This window comes from Pseudarthrobacter sp. MDT1-40-2 (genome assembly GCF_059383595.1).
This window is the reverse complement of sequence record NZ_JBWZCL010000001.1, coordinates 443787-464248: the sequence shown is the minus strand read 5'-3', so window position 1 is coordinate 464248 and position 20462 is coordinate 443787. Positions and strand designations below refer to the sequence as shown.

The window sequence follows — 20462 nt, the reverse complement described above, 5'->3', positions numbered from 1 at the left end:
CCCTGGGTTTCCGGCGCGGGACGTAGCGGCCCGGCAGCCGGTTAGAGCTTTACCTTGACAGTGTCCCACGCCTTGCGCACGGCGTCATGCTCTGCCGAACCAGTCCCGAACAATTCAACGGCAGAGGCTGCCGTTGCCTTGGCAAACACCGTGAACGTGGCATTGGTGGGCAGTGATCCTCCAGTCAGGGCGTCGTACCAGATCTGCCCCGGCGCTTCCCAGGAGTGGCCTCCGATGTCTGTCGCGACCAGATAGAAGGCTTTGTTGGGAATCCCGGAGTTGATGTGCACGCCGCCGTTGTCCGCGCTGGTCCGGACATAGGAGTCCATTGAATCCGGCTGCGGATCCTTGCCCAGGACATCGTCGTCGTAAGCGGTGCCGGGTGCCTTCATGGAGCGCAGGGCCGTCCCCTGGACCTTGTCCGTGAAGAGTCCCTCACCGATCAGCCAGCTGGCCTCCGCAGCGGTCTGCTGTTTGGTGTATTGCTCGACCAGCGCCCCGAAAATGTCCGACAAGGATTCGTTGATGGCGCCGGCCTGGTTACGGTATGCGAGATTGGCCGTGTACTGCGTGACCCCGTGGGCCAGTTCGTGACCAATGACCGTAAGCGATTTGGTGAAGCGCCGGAACACCTCGCCATCTCCATCGCCGAATACCATCTGGGTGCCGTCCCAGAACGCGTTGTCGTACTTGTTCCCAAAATGAACGGTAGCCAGGAGCGGGTTTCCGACGCCATCAATGGAACTCCGGCCAAACACCTCGGCGTAAAACTTGTGGGTGTGGCCCAGGCCGTCGTAGGCCTCGTTCACAGAAACGTCCTTAACCGCCGGCTCGCCTTCCTTGCGCACAATTTTTCCGGGCAGTGACTCGGTGTGTTCTGCATCAAAGATGGAGCGCTCGGGTTCTGCCGGCGTGCCTTCGCGTGCACCGGAACGCGGGGCCGGGCCGGGGGTAAGCCGGCCCGCCTGGACACTGCGGACGTGCGCCAGTGCTTCCTTTGCCCCCCGGGCGACTTCCGAGAGTTGGGGTCCATGCTGGCTGGCCAGCCGGCGCAGCAGGTACGGCGGGACTATGGAGCAGCGGACGTACCCCTGCTGTGATGGACGACGGGCTGGAATGATTACTGGTTTCACGGCTTACCCCTTTGCTGCTGACGGTGGAATCAGCCTATGCGGAGGGCATGACAATCAGCGTTAGGCGGCGTGACAAAACGTCTTCACCGGCCGGGGAGGAGGCAAACAAAAACCGCGGATCCGTGTGGATCCGCGGTTCTGGCTGTGGTGCCCTCGATAGGATTCGAACCTACGACCTTCTGCTCCGGAGGCAGACGCTCTATCCCCTGAGCTACGAGGGCAATCCAGGAATCCTGCCGTTGCGGGCGGGACGTCCTAGAGCTTAGCAGGAGAGTGGCCCGCAATGAAAAACGCATGCGGTCAGTAGCCGGAAAACACGTCCTTATGGATACGCCGGGCGCCCGCGGCACGGGCCGCGGCCCGCAAGGAGGAGACGCTTCGGGGGGATCCGGAAATGTAGACGTGGCGATCGCCGATGTCCGGAAACAGCTTTTTGAGCGCAGCGCTGTCCAGCCGGCCATTCGACGGTTCCGCAAGGACCCGGGCGTCTTCCATGAATGACGGCGGCGTCGAACCGTCAGCGGTCAGCGCCACCACGCGGATCCCCAGTGCGCCCAGCTCGCTCGCGTAGGCCAGGTCCGACGCGCTCCTTACCAGGTAGAGCAGTGCGGTGTTGCCGTCTGATTCCTGCCGCGCGGCCAGGTGCGACATGAAAGGGGTCACGCCGATGCCGGCAGCGATCAGCAGCACCGGTGCCGAGGGGTCCCGCGGCGGCACGAAGTCGCCGCCCACGGCAGTGGCTGTCACCATTTGGCCCGGTTCCAATGCCAGCAGGGCCTGCTTGGCCGCCGACACCGGCGTTGCCGTCTCCACCCCGAAGGTGACGTTGTCACTGCCGGGAGGACTGCTCAGGCTGAACATCCGGCGTCGGCCTTTACGGTCGCGTCCCTTGTGCGGCAGGTCCAGCTCAGCATATTGCCCCGGCTTGAATCGGAGGTCCCGGAGAGGGCGGAAGGAGAACTCGGTGGCGCTGGGAGTCAGCTGCCGTGAGCCGGTGAAGCGCAATTGCACCCTGCCCCGCTGGCCCACCAGGAAAGCCAACAAGTTTCCCAGCAGGAGGGCGGCTTCGGGAGAGTTGGCGATGAAGCCGAAGTTGTAGGGGACAACAAACACCACGGCCACGACGGCGGCCAGCGTCACCTGCTGCCAGCGGCGCGGCGGGAGTGTGAGCGGCTCCGTCAGCATAAAACCGACAAAAAACAGCACGGGACGTTGCGCCAAGGCCTGCCAGACACCTTCACCTGCGGTGAGTCCGGCGGCCACTAGCTGCAGGGTAATCAACGCGACGGCCAGCACTGTGAAGGTGCCCGCCAGAAGCCATCTCCCGGTGCGGTAAACCACCAGGAGAACGCCGGGGACCAGCAGCCACAACATGGCGGGCGTTGCGGTCCACCACGTGGCGATGTTGAGCCCTGTCAGGCCCACCAGGAAGGCTCCGGCAGCGGCGGGATTGAAGATATGCCGGCCCCGCCAGGCCAGCACATACTTGGAGACAGTGGCAGCTACGCACGCCAGCGCCACACCCGCCACTTCGAGCGGCACCAGGGTAGGCCAGAACAGGAAATACACCAGCAGGCCGGTAATCAGCGAAGATTCGGCATGCGGATTAACGCGGAATACCGGTGCAATGATGCGGTTGCTGAGGTAACAAAGGCCAACGCACAGGAGGAGGTGGGCCAGCATTGCCGGCAAAGCGAAAGTCAGCCAGCCGAGGACGCTGAGGACAAGGCTGTAACCGGCCAGGACGGCCAGGACCAGCAGGACCAGGCGATATTGGGTGATCTTTCCCAACGCAGTGTCCAACCGCGCCTTCAGGGAAGAACGGCGGACGGTGGTGCGCGCTTCCGTTTCGCTCATGAGAACAGTGTCCCTTCAAAACCATGGGAAAAGGCGGCGGTCCCGTCGGCGAAAACCACCAGCCAGGAGAAGTCGTATTCATTTTCGAGGCGGGCCCCGGGAACAAAAAACAGGGCAGTAGCCAAAGCATCCGCCAGCATGGCTGACCCGGCGGCGGCCCAGGTGGCAATCACCGTTCGGACCGGGGCTCCTGTGGTCCCGTCAAGGACATGGTGGAATCCGTCACCCCATGCCCGGCGGTTTGAGGCGGAAGCACAGAGGGCCCCTGACTCCAGGGGAAAAGTGCCGATTGCCTGGGAAGCATCGTAGGGATGCTCGAGGCCAACTCTGACACCGCCTGTTCCATGCGCCAGGAGGTCGCCGCTGGCATCGATCAGGAACTCGGTGACGCCAGCTCCCCTCAGTTGGCCGGACAGGACATCAACCAGCAGGCCCTTGCCGGCAGCGCCAATGTCCAGCACCACTGGGGCGGTGGTGCTGATGGTGCTGCCTTCCCATTGCAGTACGCCATCCCAGGGAACAGCCGGCAGCGGTGCGCCGGAGGGCTTCAGCGAGTAGCCGGCGTCGTACCCCAGCCGCTCAAGGCTGGCACCGATCAGCGGGGTCACGGCACCCTTACTGATCCGGTGGAGGTCCCGGTACAGCCGGCCCAGCGGTTCGGCCTCCGGCGGAAAGCTGTAGGAGCCGGGCCGAAGGGACATGTCCGACACCAGTGAATCGTCCCGGAACCGCGACCAGGTGGCGTCAAATTCCTCCACCCGCCCCAGCAGCCTGGAGCGCATGGATTGTGGCAAGGGTTCTGGCGTGCTGATGTTCCACTTCGTTCCGATCCCATCGAAACGAAAGTCCTGCCTGGCCGGGGCGGCCGGGGTGTCCTGCGCCGTGCTTTCCATGAGAAGTGCGATTCTGCTCTGGTTGCTTACTTGGCTTCGGTCTTGATTTCCTCGAGTGCCTTATTGAAGCCGCCGCTGGTCAATGATGAGCCGGCAACCTTGGTCACGTTGAGTTCGTCAATGCTTTTTCCGACGATCTGGTCGGCGATTCCTGCGGCAAACTCACCCTGGTACTTCTTGGTGTTCGGGTTGCTGGGGTGGGTGATGATATTCACGCCCTTGACGGTGTCTGACTCGATGGTCAGTTCCACCCCTACCTTCTCGTTTCCGTTGGGAGATACGTACGCGCCCTCGGCGTCGTAGGTCCCGTCCTTGTAGACGGAAGCTCCTGCTCCCGAAGCTGCCGGCGCGGATGAGGCCGCAGACGCGGCAGAAGCAGGGGTGGAAGCGTCCTGCGCCGCGGGTTCGGACTGCTGGGTGGTGGAAGGCGCGCAACCGGCTACCGCTCCCATCAGGGACAAACCGGCCATCCCGGCGAAAACGCTTTTGCGGACTGAAGGGTTCATAGCGGGCTCATTTCAATAAGTGTCGGCAGGCTCATGGTGAGATCAACGCTGTACTAAGCGTATTGGTTCTGGATGGTATTCGTTGCGCCCGGCGCTTTGGATTCCTCCTACATCAAAGCGGCCCAATTCTCTGCTGTCAGCTGCCCCCGGTAGGCTAGGAACGTGACTCCCGAAGAACTCTCCCTCGCCATATCCGCCTGCCTGAAAGAAGCCGTTGCCGCCGGCGAGATTGCCCTTGACGCTACGGCGCTGCCGGATGAGGTCCGAGTGGAGCGTCCCAAGAACCGCGAGCATGGAGACTGGGCCACCAATATCGCCTTACAGCTGGCCAAGCAGGCGGGCACCAACCCCCGGCAGCTCGCCACTGTGCTCAGTGAGCGGCTGGGGGAGATTGACGGCGTTGAGCAGGTGGAGATTGCCGGTCCCGGCTTCCTGAACATCACCGTGGATGCTGCCGCGGCCGGTGCACTCGCCAAGGCGATTGTCGAGGCAGGCGCCGCCTACGGCAGCAACTCAGCGCTCGCCGGCCATGTCATTAACATGGAATTTGTCTCCGCCAATCCCACTGGTCCGCTGCACATCGGCCACACGCGGTGGGCCGCCCTGGGCGATGCAATCGCGCGCGTGCTGCGCGCTTCCGGCGCGGATGTCACCGCCGAGTACTACATTAACGACGCCGGCTCACAGATGAACGTGTTCGCCAACTCTGTGCTGTCCCGCCTTCACGGACGGCCTGTGCCCGACGGCGGGTACCCGGGCGAGTACATCGCGGAACTGGGGCATGAGGTGCTTTCCCGGCATCCCGGTATCCGCGAGTTGACGGAAGCTGCTGCACTGCCTGTCATCCGCGCCGCGGCCTACGAAGCCCAGATGGATGAAATCAAGCGCACCCTGGCGGAGTTCGGCGTCGTGTTCGATGTCTACTTCTCCGAAAAGGAGCTGCACGAGGCCGGTGCCATCGAGTCTGCCGTGGAGCGCCTCCGCGAGCAGGGCCACGTGTACGACGACGGTGGCGCTGTATGGCTGCGCACCACGGATTTTGGCGATGACAAGGACCGCGTGATGATCCGGGCCAACGGCGAGCCCACGTATTTTGCTGCCGATGCCGCGTACTACCTCTCCAAGAAGGACCGTGGCTTCATCGAGAAGATCTACCTCCTCGGTGCCGACCACCATGGATACATCAACCGGCTCAAGGCGATTGCGGCGTGCGCCGGCGATGATCCGGAGGTCAACATCGAGGTGCTGATCGGCCAGTTGGTGTCCATCAACGGTGCCAAGTTGTCCAAGCGCGCAGGAAACATCATCGAGCTCAAGGACTTGATTTCCTGGCTTGGCAAGGACGCCGTCCGGTATTCGCTGGCCCGCTTCCCGGCCGATTCGCCGTTGACGCTGGATCCTGAACTGCTGAAGAAGCACAGTAACGAGAACCCGGTGTTCTACGTGCAGTACGCGCACGCCCGGTCCCGCGGCACGGCCAGGAATGCAGTGGCCGCAGGTGTGGAGCGCGTAGTTAACGGAAAAGATGCGTTCGACGCCGCACTACTGGACCATGCGACCGAGAACGAACTGCTCTCCTACCTGGGCAGTTACCCCTCCATCGTTGCCAAGGCTGCGGAGCTGCGCGAGCCGCACCGGATTGCCCGGCACCTGGAAATCATCGCAGGCGCCTACCACCGCTGGTATGACGCCTGCCGGGTAGCGCCGATGGGCGAGGAACCTGTGACCGACCTCAACCGCACCCGCCTGTGGCTCAACGACGCCACCAGCCAGGTGTTGGCCAACGGACTGGACCTGCTGGGCGTTTCGGCGCCGGAACGGATGTGATTCCCGTGAACCCTGAGGGCGCCGCAAACACAGGACACCATGCCGCCGGGGCATCGCCGCTGGCTCCGGAATGGCTGGACCTTCCCGCAGACCTGAACGCGTTGCATTCACCCATGTGGGCTGCGGGGGTTGAAAGGAACAGCGCCGGTGTCCTGACGGTGGACGGCGTGTCCGTGGACGCCTTGAAGCAGCAGTTTGGTACGCCGCTGTTCGTGATGAGCGAATCCGATTTCCGTGCCCGGGCCCGGTCCTTCAAGGATGCTTTTGATGAGGCATTCGCGGACATCTGTGGGGGAGTGGACGTCTACTATGCGGGCAAATCGTTCCTCTGCACCGCCGTCGCGGCTTGGGTTGCCGAGGAAGGCCTCCGCCTGGACACGTGCTCCGGCGGCGAGCTTGCAGTGGCCGAACGCGCCGGCATTCCGGGCGAAAACCTGGGCCTGCACGGCAACAACAAATCAGACGCCGAGATCAACCGCGCCCTGGACCTGAAACTGGGCCGGATTGTGGTGGATAGCCTGGAGGAACTGGAGCGGGTGGCAAAGATCGCCTCCAGCCGCGGCGACAAAGCCAACGTGATGCTGCGGCTGACTCCCGGAGTCCACGCCCACACGCACGAATTCATCGCCACTGCCCATGAGGACCAGAAGTTCGGTCTCTCCATGGCAGAAGACTCCACCGAGGAAGCAGGCCTGTCTGCGGCCGAGGAAGCGGTAGCGGCCGCCACATCCTATGACAGCGTGGAATTGCTGGGGCTGCACTGCCACATCGGGTCCCAGATATTCGAGCCCGACGGGTTCGCCGTAGCCGCGGACAAACTGCTGCGCTTCCTTGCCCGCATGCAGGAGCAGTACGGCATCGTCCTGCCTGAACTCGACCTGGGCGGCGGCTATGGCATCGCCTACACCCCCGTAGATACCCCGCGCCCGCCAGCGGAGATCGCACAGGCTATGGCCGCCGTCGTGCGTTCCACGTGCGCCGAGCTGGGGCTGGTGCCGCCGCGGATCTCGATCGAACCCGGCCGGGCGATCGTGGGCAGCACCACCTTCACCCTGTACGAGGCGGGAACCCGTAAGAGTGTCCGCGTGGACGTGGGCGCCCCTGAGGGCGCAGACGCCGGAAACAACGTTACGTATCCGCGCCGGTATGTGTCGGTGGACGGCGGCATGAGCGATAACGCCCGACCGGTGCTCTACGACGCCGATTATTCGGCCGTTCTGGCCTCCCGGACATCGGATGCCGATGCCGTGCTGTCCCGAGTAGTGGGCAAACATTGCGAGAGCGGCGACATAGTTGTTAGAGATGTATATCTGCCCGAGGACGTGGCAGCCGGTGATCTGCTTGCTGTACCGGGTACCGGCGCCTACTGCTGGGCCCTGTCAAGCAACTACAACTATCTGGCCCGGCCGGGCGTCGTTGCTGTGCGCGACGGTGCCGCCCGGCTGATTGTCCGCGGCGAAACCGAACAAGACCTGCTCAACCGCGACATGGGAGTCTGAATGACTGGAATGCGAACCCTTAAGGTGGCCCTGTTGGGCTGTGGCAATGTAGGGGCCCAGGTTGCGCGGATTCTGATTGATGACGCTGAAGCCCTCGCTTCGAGGACCGGTGCACGCCTGGAACTGAGCGGCATTGCCGTGCGCAACGTTGACGCCCCCCGCGACGTCGAACTTCCGAGGGAACTCTTTACTACCGACGCCGACACCCTGGTCAAGGATGCCGACCTGGTGATTGAACTGATGGGTGGCATCGAGCCGGCCCGCTCGCTGATCCTCGCCGCCTTCGAAAACGGCGCCTGCGTGATCACGGGCAACAAGGCGCTGCTGGCCCAGGATGGTCCCTCGCTGTACGAAGCTGCCGACAAAGCCGGCGTCCAACTGTCCTACGAGGCTGCTGTCGCAGGCGCCATTCCCATCCTGCGGCCTATCCGTGACAGCCTCGCCGGTGACCACATCACGCGTGTGCTGGGCATCGTCAACGGAACCACTAACTTCATCCTCGACCAGATGGACTCAACGGGGGCCCAGTTCGCGGACGCCCTCGCCGAAGCCCAGCGCCTCGGGTATGCGGAGGCGGATCCCACGGCCGACGTCGAAGGCCACGACGCCGCTGCCAAGGCCGCGATCCTGGCATCCCTGTCCTTCCACACGCGGTTCGCGCTCGAGAACGTCCACTGCGAAGGCATCAGCTCCGTCAGCGCGGCGGACATTGCCGCCGCCAAGGACGCCGGCTTTGTCATCAAGCTGCTGGCCATCGCGGAAAAGCTCAAAGACGCTGACGGCACCGAGGGCGTCTCCGTCCGCGTGCACCCCACGCTTCTGCCACGTGAACATCCCCTGGCAGCTGTCCGTGGCGCCTTCAACGCAGTATTCGTCGAAGCGGAAAACGCCGGCGAGCTGATGTTCTACGGCCAGGGTGCCGGTGGCACGCCCACGGCGTCGGCAGTCCTGGGCGACCTTGTCTCCGCCGCGCGCCGTCTGGTCCTGGGCGGCCCTGGCCGGACCGAGACCACCACTGGCCAGGTCCCGGCACTCAGCATCGACCTCGTCAACACCAGTTACTACATTGGTCTGGACGTGGCCGACCAGCCCGGCGTCCTGGCCCGGATTGCCCAGCTCTTCGCCGAGCACGGGGTGTCCATCGAGATCATGCGGCAGACCATCCACCGGGAAGCCGATTCCACTGTGGAATCTGCCGAACTGCGGATTGTTACGCACCGCGCCACCGAGGCTGCACTCGCAGCCACCGTCCAGGCCGTGAAGCGCCTGGATGTCATTAATTCAGTTACATCCGTTCTGCGGGTAGAAGGAGTCTAAGTGGCTCACCAATGGCGCGGCGTCGTCCGCGAATACGCCGACCGCCTGCCTGTCACCGAATCCACCGAGATCATCACGCTGGGCGAGGGCGGGACACCGCTGGTGCATGCGCAGAAGCTGTCTGAACTGACCGGGTCCACCGTGTATCTCAAGGTGGAAGGCATGAACCCCACAGGTTCCTTCAAGGACCGCGGCATGACCATGGCAATGACGGCGGCAGTAGCCGCCGGGGCCAAGGCCGTGGTCTGCGCGTCCACCGGCAACACGTCCGCGTCGGCGGCTGCCTACGCGACCGCTGCCGGCCTTAAGTGTGCGGTGCTGGTTCCGGAAGGCAAGATCTCCATGGGCAAGCTCAGCCAGGCAATCGCCCACGGCGCCACGCTGCTGCAGGTGGACGGCAACTTTGACAACTGCCTGGACATCGCCCGCAAGCTGGGAGAGTCCTACCCGGTATTCCTGGTGAACTCCGTGAACCCCGCCCGCATCGAAGGCCAGAAGACCGGCGCCTTCGAAGTAGTCGACTCCCTGGGCGATGCCCCGGACATCCACGTACTTCCGGTGGGTAACGCCGGTAACATCACCGCTTACTGGAAGGGCTACAAAGAGTATGCCGCGCCATTTGAGTCCCTTACCGCAGGCACGCTCCCTGCCGTTTCCACCAAGACTCCGGTCTTGTGGGGCTTCCAGGCCGCGGGTGCCGCCCCGTTCGTTGCCGGCCATCCCATCACGGACCCGGACACCATCGCCACTGCCATCCGCATCGGCAACCCGGCGTCCTGGGACGGTGCCGTTGGCGCGCGGGATGAATCCGGGGGGTTGATTGAAGCCGTGACGGATGACGAGATCCTTGCGGCTCACCGCTGGCTGTCCGCCCGTGAAGGTGTGTTTGTGGAGCCTGGTTCGGCTGCCGGCGTTGCCGGCCTGATCAAGAAGCACGCTGCCGGCGAAGTCCCCACAGGCAAGACCATCGTCATCACGGTGACCGGTCACGGCCTCAAGGACCCGCAATGGGCGCTGCGCACCGAGGACGGCTCGGATGTCCAGCCGGTCAAGGTCTCCAATGACGTCGTCACTGTCGCTGCCGAATTGGGACTGGAAGACAAATAACAGTGGAAACCACCATGTCCACGTCGGTCGAGCTTCCGCTTGTTGCCTCCGGTCAGAGGGTCACCGTCCGGGTGCCGGCCACCAGCGCCAACCTCGGCCCGGGCTATGACAGCCTGGGCCTTGCTTTGGCAATGCATGACGTCTTGACCATCGAAACCCTCGCCGGCGGGGAGCTTGAGTTCGAGCTTTCCGGCGAGGGCGCTGATACGTTGCCCCGCGACGCCGGACATTTGGTGGTCCGCGCGATGGAGGTTGCCTTCGAACGGTTGGGTTACCGGCGGTCCGGGCTGAAGATTATTGCGGAAAACGTCAACCCGCATGGCCGCGGCCTGGGGTCGTCGGCATCGGCTGTTGTTGCTGCCGTATCCGCCGCCAACGCACTGGTTCCGGAAGAGTCACGGCGCGGCAGGGACTGGATCCTGCAGGTCACCAGTGAAATGGAAGGCCACCCGGACAACGTGGCACCGGCTATTTTCGGCGGGCTGGCCCTGTCCTGGCAGGACGGTGAGCACTACAGCAGCACGGCAGTGCCTGTTGCTCCGGAGGTTATTCCGGTTGTTGCCGTTCCCGACTACGAACTCGCCACCGAGGCCGCCCGGGCGCTGCTTCCGGCGTCGGTGGGCCATCACGCTGCGGCAATGAACTCCGGCAGGGCAGCCCTGCTGATCCACGCCTTGACGGCGCAGCCGCAGTTCCTGCTGCCAGGCACCGAGGATTACCTGCACCAGAGCTACCGGGCCGCCGCCATGAGACCCAGTGCCAACCTCATTGCGGCGCTGCGGAATGCGGGCCATGCCGCTGTGGTTTCCGGCGCCGGTCCCACCGTGCTGGTCCTCGCCAATGGGGCAGAAGCAGCAGACCGCGCGGGGCAATTCATCACCACTTTTGCGGCCGCCAACACGCCGGGAGCCGGGTGGCGGGTGATGAAGCTGGCAGTCGACGTCGAAGGTGCTAAAGTGGAAGTGCACCGGCGGTAATTCCGTACTGGATGTTGGCCATTGTTGCCTCTCAATTCTCCTACTGCGCAATAGTTACCGGTGCCGCCTGCTTGGTCTGACGCAGGAACCCGCAGAAAATTCCCTGCCCGTGAACCGTCAGCCTTCGCTCCGCTCATTTACGGGGTGAGGTGTATCAGTATCAGGCTGTCCTGGCCCTGGCCGTCAGTTCCGCCGAAATGTGGCCGCAGATCTGAACTGCGGCCCAGATCAAATCATCGCGTCCAGCTCCCAGTCTGGACGCCGTCGAGGGGGAAGGATCCTTCGTGACCGAAACCACTGAGCTGTCGCCAGCTGTGGAAACACTATCTTCTGCAGCCGCTGCAACGGCTGCACCCGCAAAGAGCAGCGGCCTTGCAGGCCTGAAGCTCGCCCAGTTGCAGGCTCTTGCCAGCCAGCTGGGAATTTCGGGCGGATCCCGCATGCGGAAGGGCGATCTGGTCTCGGCCATCTCCGCCCACCGTGCCGGTACGCCTGCCACCAAGGCCAGTGCACCTGCCAAGGTCCAGTCGGCCGTGGCACCTGCCAAGGCCGAGGCTGCTGTTCTTGTAGCGGCACCGGAAAAGGCCGCCCCGGAAAAGGATGAAGCGCCTGCCGCCGACACCTCCCGGGCTCGTACCCGCGGACGCAGCCGCCGCGCTGGAAGCGACGGAGTCGTCTCCACGGGCGCCGCAGCGCCTACCGGCACCGGGACTGCTGAGGCAACTGCCCCGGCTCCCGCCGTCGAAACCGTTCCTGCAGCCGCTGAAGCTCCGGCCGAAGCTGCTACGGACCGCCGCCAGCCCCGCACCCGCAACCGCCGCCGGGGCGAAGCTGCGGCCGCATCGCCGGAAGAAACTTCTGCTCCTGAAGCGGCAGCAGAACAGCGTGTTGCCGAATCGCGTACCGCTGAGACGCGCACTGACGACGCCGATCAGGGCCAGCGCAACGAGCGCCGCGACAACAGCCGCACCCGTAACGCTGACCGCGCTGCCGGTAACGCAGGTGCTGTGGATACAGACCGCCGCGACGATTCCCGTAACGCCGGCAATACCCAGGACGACGCCGACGGCGGCAACCGTCGCAACCGTCGCAACCGCCGTGACCGGAACGATCGCAATGACCGTTCGGGCGGCCAGGACAACCGCGACAGCAGGGACGGCCGGGACAACAACTCCCGCAACGACCGCTTCCGTGACCGCAACGACCGTCGCCGCGGACGCAACCAGGGCCCTGACGTCGACGATGTCGAGGTCACAGACGACGACGTACTGCTGCCCGTGGCTGGAATCCTGGACGTCTTGGAGAACTACGCGTTCATCCGTACGTCCGGCTACCTGCCCGGACCCAACGACGTCTACGTCTCGCTCGCCCAGGTCAAGAAGTACAACCTGCGCAAGGGTGACGCCGTTGTCGGAGCCATCCGCGCACCCCGCGAGGGTGAGGACCGCAGCCAGCAGTCGGCCCGCCAGAAGTTCAACGCCCTGGTTCGTGTCACCTCGGTAAACGGCAAGACGCCCGAAGAGCTCAAGGACCGCGTCGAATTCGCCAAGCTGGTCCCGCTGTACCCCTCGGAACGCCTGCGCCTCGAAACTGATCCGAAGAAGATCGGCCCGCGTGTCATTGACCTCGTGGCCCCGATCGGCAAGGGCCAGCGTGGCCTGATTGTCTCGCCACCCAAGGCCGGCAAGACGCTCATCCTGCAGTCCATCGCCAACGCGATCACCACCAACAATCCTGAGGTCCACCTCATGATGGTTCTTGTTGACGAGCGTCCTGAAGAAGTTACGGACATGCAGCGCACCGTCAAGGGCGAGGTCATTGCCTCCACCTTCGACCGTCCCGCTGACGACCACACCACCGTGGCCGAGCTTTCCATCGAGCGTGCCAAGCGCCTCGTGGAAATGGGCATGGACGTGGTGGTCCTTTTGGACTCCATGACCCGCCTGGGCCGTGCCTACAACCTGGCAGCACCGGCCTCCGGCCGCATCCTGTCCGGTGGTGTTGACTCCGCAGCGCTGTACCCGCCGAAGCGCTTCTTCGGTGCAGCCCGCAACATCGAAAACGGTGGGTCCCTCACCATCCTGGCAACCGCCCTCGTGGAGACCGGTTCCAAGATGGACGAGGTCATCTTTGAGGAATTCAAGGGCACCGGCAACATGGAACTGCGTCTGTCCCGCCAGCTGGCGGACAAGCGCATCTTCCCCGCCGTTGACGTCAACGCCTCGGGTACCCGACGTGAAGAGAACCTGCTTTCCCCTGAAGAAGTCAAGATCATGTGGAAGCTGCGCCGCGTCCTCTCCGGACTCGAGACCCAGCAGAGCCTGGAACTGCTCACCAACAAGATCCGGGAAACCCAAAGCAACGTCGAGTTCCTCATGCAGGTCCAGAAGACGACGCTGGGTGCAAAGTCGGATAACGACAAGTAGCTGCGCTTACCGCTCAAAATATGCCGGCCCCGCCTACGGGTGGTGCCGGCATATTTTGAGCGGTTTGTCGTTAAGTCCCTTTCGCGTTAAGTCCCTTTCGCGATAACTAGACTTGGAAAAGTCGAAAGAGGTTTTAAATGTTTGATTCCGTACAGGGCCTGCTTGATGAGCACGATGCGATTCAGGCGCAGCTGGGGGATCCTGCTGTTTACGCCGACCAGCGCCTTGCCCGGAAACTGGGGCGGCGCTCTGCCCAGTTGAATGGCATTGTTGAGGCCTATCACCGGTGGGAAGCCATTCGCGACGATCTCGCTGCTGCCAGGGAAATGGCAGCCGAGGATCCTGAGTTTGCGGCGGAAGTTCCCGAGCTCGAAGCGTCCCTGGAAGCGGCAGCTGCGAAGCTGCGCCGCCTGCTCATCCCGCGCGATCCTGACGATGCCCGCAACGTGATCCTGGAGGTCAAGGGTGGCGAAGGTGGCGATGAAGCTGCCCTTTTTGCCGCTGACCTGCTGCGGATGTACACCCGCTACGCGGAATCCCGCGGCTGGAAAACAGAGATCATTTCCGCCACCGAGTCCGACCTCGGCGGCTACAAGGATGTGCAGATGGCCGTCAAGGGCAACTCGAATGATCCTGCAGAAGGAGTGTACGCCCGCCTCAAGTTCGAGGGCGGCGTCCACCGCGTGCAGCGTGTTCCCGTGACTGAGTCCCAGGGCCGTATCCATACCTCTGCTGCGGGCGTGCTGGTACTTCCGGAGGTGGACGAGCCCGAGGAACTGGAAATCAACCAGAACGATCTTAAGATTGACGTCTACCGGTCCTCGGGACCCGGCGGTCAGTCCGTTAACACCACTGACTCGGCAGTCCGCATTACCCACCTGCCCACCGGCATTGTCGTAGCCATGCAGAACGAAAAGTCGCAGCTGCAAAACCGGGAGGCCGGCATGCGCGTTCTGCGGGCCCGTATCCTGGCACACCAGCAGGAGCAGATTGACGCCGAAAACTCCGCCCAGCGTAAGTCGCAGATCCGGACCATGGACCGTTCCGAGCGCATCCGCACCTACAACTACCCGGAGAACCGGATCGCAGATCACCGCACCGGTTACAAGGCGTACAACCTGGATCAGGTGATGAACGGCGATTTGGAACCTGTCATCCAGTCAGCCATCGAACTGGACGAACAGTCCCGACTCGACGCTATCGGCGAGTAGTCCGATGGCTGGCCGGACACTGGGGGAAGCTGTGCAGGCGGCTGCCGCTTTACTGTTGGAAGCCGGGGTGCCCAGCCCCAAGGTCGACGCCGAAATCCTCGCCGCCCATCTGCTCGGCATCGGTCTGGGGGAGCTCCGTGCCCGGATGCTTGGAACGGCCGAGGCACCTGACGGTTACGATGAGCTCGTTGCCGAGCGCGCACAACGTATCCCTCTCCAGCACATCACCGGCGTGGCCCATTTCCGTTACTTGGAACTCGCCGTCGGACCCGGTGTTTTCATACCGCGGCCTGAGACTGAATCAGTGGCCCAACTCGTGATCGACCACGTTACTGGGATGACCCGTCCGCGGATCGTGGATCTCGGCACCGGATCGGGGGCTATTGCAGGTTCGATAGCCCACGAAGTCCCCGGAGCTGAAGTGCACGCCGTCGAATACAGTCCCTTCGCCCATGCCTGGGCGGAGAGGAATCTGGCGCCGCTGGGCGTCAATCTGGTACTGGGGGACCTGCGCAACGCGTTGCCCGAACACAACGGAACCTTCGACGTTGTGGTGTCCAATCCGCCCTACATACCTGCAGAAGCCGTCCCGCAGGAACCTGAAGTGGCGCTCCACGATCCGCCGGAGGCTCTATACGGCGGGGGAGCGGACGGCATGGAACTTCCGACGGCGGCCGCTGCCTCTGCAGCCCGGCTGTTGGTGGACGGGGGCTACTTCGTGATGGAGCATGCCGAAGTCCAGGCAGGCTGGATTGCTGCCATGCTCAAACGGTCAGACTGCTGGACCAGAGTCACCACCCACCAGGACCTCAACGGCCGGGACCGCGCCACGAGCGCCGTGTTTACGCCCGGCCTTGCCAAAGCATCCTCCCAAGTGATGAAAGAATAGGCCAGTGACCACGAGCTACGACTGTACTTCCGAAGATCAACGGGCCAAAGCGCTTGAGCATGCACAGCGCGCCATAGCCGAAAAGAAATGCATAGTTTTCCCGACCGACACGGTCTACGGGATAGCGGCTGACGCTTTTTCCCCGCAGGCGGTCACTATGCTCCTCGTCTCCAAGGGCCGCGGCCGGCAGATGCCACCGCCGGTCCTTATTCCACGGCTGAATGCCCTGGACGGACTGGCTACCGACATTCCCGCGGAAGCCCGCGCGCTGGCCGAAGCTTTCTGGCCGGGCGGGCTGACCTTGATCCTGCACACCCAGCCATCGTTGGACTGGGACCTCGGGGATACAAAGGGCACTGTTGCGTTGCGGATGCCGGACGACGAGATCGCCCAGGAAATCCTGACCCTCACCGGGCCGTTGGCCGTTTCCTCCGCCAACCGCAGCGGACAGCCTGCAGCGCGCACAGCCGCGGAGGCTTACGGGCAACTCGCCGAATCTGTAGAGGTCTACCTTGAAGGCGGGGAGCGGCCACTTGGCGGCGGAGAGGCGTTGGCTTCCACCATCGTGGATGCTACCACCACACCGCTGCGCGTTGTCCGCGACGGTGCCATCAGCCTGGAGAAGCTCCGCGGCGTCGTCCCGGGCATTTTGGGTATAGGCGAGGTCCCGGAAGCCGGAGAAGAAGCCGGATCAGACGAACCTGTTGCTGAGCCGGCCAAGGCCGGCGCCAATCCTGCGGCCGAACCTGAAGCGGCGGAAGCGGCTCCCGGACAGGTCCCGGGCCCCGCGCATCCGGGCGACGGGACCGGTTCCGGCGCCGTGGAAGGCGGCGAGCCGCCCGCGGACACCGAAACCGCCGCTGATTTGGAACCACGCAACACATGAGCCTGCAGCGGCAGGCAATCCCGGTGCTTGACGTTGATGCCACGCCGTTGGACGTTGACGGCCTGATGGAGGTTCTGCAGGGCTTCGTTGACGGCGGCGCTGCACCTGGTGGGGTCCATGGCAGCGGGGCGCGGCATCTGGTGCTGGGCCACAATCTGCACAGCGTGACCCTCTGCCACTCAGACGAACGGTTCCGTGCGCTCTACGACGATGCCGACGTCGTACTCATCGACGGCGCTCCGGTGCTGTGGCTCTGGAGCCGCGGACGGGAGCTGGAACGGCCGGCGATGGATTACCGCCTGGGCTCAACTGACTGGATTCCGGCACTGGGCAGGCTCGTTGGGCTGGACCGCATTGCAGTGATCGGAGCGGGCCCGGAAGCCAACACAGGTGCAGTCCGCCGGCTGCGGGAAATCGTTCCAGGGGCCGAAATAGTTGGGATCGCCGGCGAAGGTTGGGACAGCGCCGTTGAATCAGCCGCCCTCAAACGCCTGCACAGCCTACGGCCCCAGATAGTGTTCCTGGGCCTGGGAATGCCGTTACAGGAAGAAGTGCTTCAGCGCTGGCTGCCCACCCTGCCCCCGGCAACGTACTGCACTGTGGGCGGAGCCATTGAGCAATTGGCCGGGGTGCAGAAGCTGGCGCCGCGCTGGTTGGGCCGGCTGGGCCTTGAATGGGCCTGGCGTCTGCTGCTTCACCCGCGGCGTGTGGCCTACCGGGTTTTCGGCGAGCCCTGGGTCCTGCTGGGGCTTCTGGCAAAGCGTCGCCTGCGCAGAGGCTGATACGTCCGGTCCCTAAATTCCTAGAACTTCTGGTCCTCCAACGGGGCGAAGCCCTTGCCGCGCAGGCCTTTACTGAAGGCACGGGCCCATTCGGACAGTCCTTTGATGTCACCCCGGCGCAGAAAATACCCAAGGTAGCCTCCGACGTCGGCCACGAAGGACTTCAAGCGGAAGTAGCGGCGGATCATGTAGCCGCGGTTCCGGTAGTAGTAGAAGCGCTTGAAGGCCGACTCCGGAACGATCACGTGCCAGCGGGCGCCGAACACGTGTTGGGTCTCGGTGAAGGCATGCGGGTGCGTAATTGCAGTGCTGGTGACCGTGCCGAAGCGGATTCCCGCCTGCCGCAGCCGGAGGGTGAAATCAACCTCGTCACCGCGGATGAACAACCGCATGTCCGGCAGGCCCACCTTGAAGAACACGTCAGAGCGGATCAGGGCACCGTTAAAGAAGTGCCCGTCGTCGGGCAGGAAGCCGAGGCGCTCGACGGCGGCACGATCGTGGGTCACTTTTCCGTCCAGCCGGAAGAAAAAGGACAACTTCTCAGGATGTCCGGGAGCTACTACCAGCGGCAGCACGGCTTCAAGGTCCCGGGCCTCCGCCTCCCGCAGCAGGGTGGCCAGGCATTCCGGATCCGCTGGTTCAGCATCATCGTCCATCATCCAGATCCAGCGGGCGCCGCTGGCCAGTGCCTTGAGGGTGGCCAGAGCAAAGCCGCCGGCACCACCCAGATTCGCTTCCGACCGGACATAGTCCACATTGCCGTGCCCGGCCGCCACGTCCTGTGCAGGCCTGGTGCCGCTGTCTACCAGGCAGATGGTGTCCACCACGGCCGTCTGCGCATTAATGGCGTCCAGCAGGGTTGCCAACTCAACGGGCCGGTCAAAAGTGACGGCGGCGACTGCAACCGGGTTCTGCATGGATTTCCCTTCAGAGACCGCCGGCAGATTCCCGGACGGCAGTGTGGCGCGGAGGGTGAAGGCCCATGGGCGCTAGTATCTTGACTAGAGTCCACTGTAATACAGCCCTGTTTGGCACCTCGCACTGCCTGCTGTGAGCCCGGCGACGGAGATCTTTCATCCAACCTTCCACACGAACACCCAGGTCAAGCACATGATCATGTACTTGCTGATGGCGCTCACTGCTGCCATCGTTTCCTACGCTGCAACATGGGGGGCGAGGCTGGTAGGTAACCGCCTTGAGTTGTTCCTGCCGATCCGCAGCCGGGACATGCATGCCGTCCCGGTCTCCCGGCTTGGCGGAGTAGGCATCTTCCTCGGCGTGGTGGTGGCTTTGATTGTGGCCAGCAAGTCATTTTTTGTGCAGGACATCTACCGCAACAACGACGCGCCGTGGGGCGTGCTGGCAGGAGCAGCGGTCATCGTCCTGGTGGGCGTAGTGGACGATCTGGTGGACCTGCGGTGGTGGATCAAGCTCATCGGGCAGGTTGCGGCTGCCATGGTGGTGGCTGTCTGGGGCGTGCGGATGACCATAGTTCCATCATTCTTTTCGGAGCCAATCGTCCTCGAAAACGAGACGATGAGCATCTTGTTGACGGCTTTTCTCATCGTCACCACCATGAACGCCTTCAACTTCATTGATGGTCTCGACGGGCTGGCCGCCGGCGTGGCAATCATCGGCGGCACCGCCTTCTTCCTGACGGCGTACTGGGTGCACCGAACGGCCACCATTCTTGACAAGTCGGACCTGGCCACGCTCTTGACGGCTGTCCTGGTAGGCAGTTGCGTCGGCTTCCTGCCGCACAACTGGTTCCCGTCCAAGATTTTCATGGGCGACTCCGGAGCCATGCTGATCGGCCTGGTGATGGCCGCCGCCGGCATCGTTTCCACTGGCCAGATCACGTCGGGGTTGTATGACCGCGCCAACGGTATCCCCACGATCATCCCCATCCTCCTGCCCTTCGCGGTGGTGTTCCTGCCGCTCCTTGACTTCGGCCTCGCGGTGATCCGCCGGACAGCGAAGGGCCGATCACCCTGGTCCGCAGACCGGGGACACCTGCACCACAAACTGATGGACATTGGCTACTCGCACCGGGCTGCGGTGATCCTCTTATACCTGTGGACTGCTGTGCTGTCCTTTGGAGGCCTGGCGCTGGCAATATTCCCGTGGCAGATCGTGCTTCCGGTGGACATCCTGGCCGCGGTGGCAATGACGGTTGTTACCGCATGGCCCTATCTCCGGCGTGGCAGTGACGACGTCGTGACGTAGCTTTCTGAATTATTTCTATCTCGTGTAGAATTCAGGTGCGGCCCTTCGCCGCGTGACCTTCCCGCCTGCACACCCCGACGATTGGGATCTCCATGACCTCCAACGCCGATTCCGGACGCACGTCCGGCAACGGATCCGTTGGAGTTGCCGGACCCACGCCATCGCTGTGGCTGAGGCTCCTGAAGATGAGCACGCTGGCCGCTGCGGCGGGGCTATTGGTGGCCGCGGTGCCTGCAGTGCTCCTGAATGGGGCCACGGGCGCAGTATCCAGCACTTTCGCGGGTCTGCTCGTCATGCTGTTTTTTGGCATCAGCCTGCTGGTGGGCCACTTTGTGGGACGACGGAATCCATCGGGAGCCATCGGGCTGTTCGTCGCCACGTACTTCGTCAAGGTTGTCGGATTTGCCGTGGTGCTGTTTGTCCTCGGCAGGCCGGACTGGCTCCACGCCAGGTGGTTCCTGATCGGAGCTGTCACAACCGTTGTTCTATGGCAGGCTGCTGAGCTGTACGGCTTCAGCAAGGCCCGCCTGCAGATCTTTAACGACCCCACTCAGGACCAGGGGAGCCAGAATGCCTGAACGTAACCCCGACCCCAAAAACCCCAGCCCTGACAACGGAAACGGTGGCGCCGGATACAACGACGGCATGGCCGTCTTCAGCTACATCATTGGCGGAATCATCGTCTGGAGTTTGATAGGGTGGGGTCTGGATAATCTGTGGGATACCCGCTGGATTGTGCTCGCAGGCGCTCTGCTTGGAGCTCTCGGAGGATTTTACCTGTCCTACATGCACGGCCTCACCAGTAGCAAAAAACGAACTGGTGGCCGCAGTGCTGCCAGCGGACCGTCGAAGGACGGACCCAACAATGCCAAATAATTTCACAAGGGGACCAGCAGGCCAGACTGCTGCAGGAACCCGACCAACGC

The 20462-nt window shown here is 63.5% G+C and carries 18 protein-coding genes and 1 tRNA gene; 13 read left to right on the top strand and 6 right to left on the bottom strand.

What is annotated here, in order from left to right; translation table 11 throughout:
• Nucleotides 1-41 precede the first annotated feature (41 nt).
• The 5 genes from AC50X5_RS02185 to AC50X5_RS02165 all read right to left on the bottom strand — a co-directional run bounded on the left by AC50X5_RS02185 (nucleotide 42) and on the right by AC50X5_RS02165 (nucleotide 4389).
• A complete protein-coding gene (locus tag AC50X5_RS02185; protein ID WP_494974522.1) occupies nucleotides 42-1133 on the bottom strand; it encodes a M4 family metallopeptidase in 1092 nt (363 codons plus the stop codon).
• Between the two features lie 145 nt (nucleotides 1134-1278).
• Nucleotides 1279-1354, bottom strand: a tRNA-Arg gene (locus AC50X5_RS02180).
• A gap of 79 nt (nucleotides 1355-1433) precedes the next feature.
• A complete protein-coding gene (locus tag AC50X5_RS02175) occupies nucleotides 1434-2990 on the bottom strand; it encodes a ferredoxin--NADP reductase (protein WP_494974521.1) in 1557 nt (518 codons plus the stop codon).
• Nucleotides 2987-3883, bottom strand: a complete 897-nt coding sequence (locus tag AC50X5_RS02170; protein ID WP_494974520.1) for an FAD:protein FMN transferase — start codon at nucleotides 3881-3883, stop codon at nucleotides 2987-2989. The genes AC50X5_RS02175 and AC50X5_RS02170 overlap by 4 nt, the downstream gene beginning before the upstream one ends.
• Before the next feature lie 26 nt (nucleotides 3884-3909).
• Complete coding sequence (locus AC50X5_RS02165) at nucleotides 3910-4389, bottom strand: FMN-binding protein (protein ID WP_494974519.1); 480 nt, start codon at nucleotides 4387-4389, stop codon at nucleotides 3910-3912.
• A 162-nt stretch (nucleotides 4390-4551) separates the two neighbouring features.
• On the opposite strand from AC50X5_RS02165, the gene argS reads away from it, so the two are divergent.
• The 10 genes from argS (at nucleotide 4552) to AC50X5_RS02115 (ending at nucleotide 17310) form a co-directional block, all read left to right on the top strand.
• Nucleotides 4552-6216, top strand: a complete 1665-nt coding sequence (argS, locus tag AC50X5_RS02160; RefSeq protein WP_494974518.1) for an arginine--tRNA ligase — start codon at nucleotides 4552-4554, stop codon at nucleotides 6214-6216.
• A gap of 5 nt (nucleotides 6217-6221) precedes the next feature.
• Nucleotides 6222-7715 (top strand): diaminopimelate decarboxylase, encoded by a 1494-nt coding sequence (lysA, locus tag AC50X5_RS02155; RefSeq protein ID WP_494974517.1) that lies wholly within the window; start codon nucleotides 6222-6224, stop codon nucleotides 7713-7715.
• Entirely contained in the window at nucleotides 7716-9032 is a 1317-nt protein-coding gene (locus AC50X5_RS02150) for a homoserine dehydrogenase (protein WP_494974516.1), read from the top strand.
• Entirely contained in the window at nucleotides 9033-10139 is a 1107-nt protein-coding gene (gene thrC / locus AC50X5_RS02145) for a threonine synthase (RefSeq protein ID WP_494974515.1), read from the top strand.
• A 14-nt stretch (nucleotides 10140-10153) separates the two neighbouring features.
• A complete protein-coding gene (gene thrB, locus AC50X5_RS02140; protein WP_494974514.1) occupies nucleotides 10154-11116 on the top strand; it encodes a homoserine kinase in 963 nt (320 codons plus the stop codon).
• A gap of 284 nt (nucleotides 11117-11400) precedes the next feature.
• On the top strand, nucleotides 11401-13542 hold the full coding sequence (gene rho / locus AC50X5_RS02135) for a transcription termination factor Rho (protein ID WP_494974513.1): 2142 nt from the start codon (nucleotides 11401-11403) through the stop codon (nucleotides 13540-13542).
• Between the two features lie 137 nt (nucleotides 13543-13679).
• On the top strand, nucleotides 13680-14753 hold the full coding sequence (gene prfA, locus AC50X5_RS02130) for a peptide chain release factor 1 (protein WP_494974512.1): 1074 nt from the start codon (nucleotides 13680-13682) through the stop codon (nucleotides 14751-14753).
• A gap of 4 nt (nucleotides 14754-14757) precedes the next feature.
• Nucleotides 14758-15642, top strand: coding sequence for a peptide chain release factor N(5)-glutamine methyltransferase (gene prmC / locus AC50X5_RS02125; RefSeq protein WP_494974511.1), 885 nt, complete (start codon nucleotides 14758-14760; stop codon nucleotides 15640-15642).
• 4 nt (nucleotides 15643-15646) lie between these two features.
• The gene (locus AC50X5_RS02120) at nucleotides 15647-16528 is read left to right on the top strand and encodes an L-threonylcarbamoyladenylate synthase (protein ID WP_494974510.1); all 882 of its coding nucleotides are present in this window, start codon (nucleotides 15647-15649) and stop codon (nucleotides 16526-16528) included.
• Nucleotides 16525-17310, top strand: coding sequence for a WecB/TagA/CpsF family glycosyltransferase (locus AC50X5_RS02115; protein ID WP_494974509.1), 786 nt, complete (start codon nucleotides 16525-16527; stop codon nucleotides 17308-17310). The genes AC50X5_RS02120 and AC50X5_RS02115 overlap by 4 nt, the downstream gene beginning before the upstream one ends.
• A 20-nt stretch (nucleotides 17311-17330) precedes the next feature.
• Here the strand turns inward: AC50X5_RS02115 and AC50X5_RS02110 are convergent, their stop codons facing one another.
• Complete coding sequence (locus AC50X5_RS02110; RefSeq protein WP_494974508.1) at nucleotides 17331-18227, bottom strand: glycosyltransferase; 897 nt, start codon at nucleotides 18225-18227, stop codon at nucleotides 17331-17333.
• A gap of 193 nt (nucleotides 18228-18420) precedes the next feature.
• On the opposite strand from AC50X5_RS02110, the gene AC50X5_RS02105 reads away from it, so the two are divergent.
• From AC50X5_RS02105 to AC50X5_RS02095, 3 genes are all read left to right on the top strand, one after another.
• Nucleotides 18421-19536 carry an MraY family glycosyltransferase gene (locus AC50X5_RS02105; RefSeq protein ID WP_494974507.1) on the top strand — a complete coding sequence of 372 codons (1116 nt, stop codon included), beginning with the start codon at nucleotides 18421-18423 and terminating at the stop codon, nucleotides 19534-19536.
• A 92-nt stretch (nucleotides 19537-19628) separates the two neighbouring features.
• Nucleotides 19629-20114 carry a Cg1360 family ATP-synthase-associated protein gene (locus AC50X5_RS02100; protein WP_494974506.1) on the top strand — a complete coding sequence of 162 codons (486 nt, stop codon included), beginning with the start codon at nucleotides 19629-19631 and terminating at the stop codon, nucleotides 20112-20114.
• Entirely contained in the window at nucleotides 20107-20412 is a 306-nt protein-coding gene (locus tag AC50X5_RS02095) for a hypothetical protein (protein ID WP_494974505.1), read from the top strand. Before AC50X5_RS02100 ends, AC50X5_RS02095 begins: the two co-directional genes overlap by 8 nt.
• Nucleotides 20413-20462: the final 50 nt, after the last annotated feature.